Source organism: Rhizobium ecuadorense (assembly GCF_001187535.1).
In the GTDB taxonomy this organism is placed as follows: Bacteria; Pseudomonadota; Alphaproteobacteria; order Rhizobiales; family Rhizobiaceae; genus Rhizobium; species Rhizobium ecuadorense.
Genome location: NZ_LFIO01001132.1, coordinates 1 through 331 on the forward strand (window position 1 = coordinate 1; position 331 = coordinate 331).

Consider the following 331-nt stretch of genomic DNA (forward strand, 5'->3'; position numbering starts at 1 on the left):
GGGATGCATTTCGGGTTTTCCGTCCTCGCTAACAGGGCGCTCCGAACCTTCAAGTTTGATCCCAGCGCCTCGCAGGAGTTCAACGGCGCGGGACTGTTTTACTTTGCCGAGTATCAGGCACTCGCCGATCGCGCCTTGGAAAACTGGTTTCCCTGCAAGGGCCCGGTCGTCCGTAAGGACGTTTTCTTCCTGGGAAATATCGAACGAAATGAAAGCGTTTTCTTCGACCTTGTTGATTTTTCTGACGAGCAAAGAACTGTCCATGGGCAGTTGCGACGCGAGGACGGGAAAGTGATCGCCAAAATATTCGGTACGTGGACATGTCTTCGCT

At 53.2% G+C, this 331-nt stretch carries 1 protein-coding gene; it reads left to right on the forward strand.

Annotated elements, in window-relative coordinates; all coding sequences use genetic code 11:
* Window positions 1–331: hotdog family protein (locus tag AF337_RS45595; protein ID WP_483150631.1), on the forward strand; the 331-nt coding region annotated here is incomplete at both ends.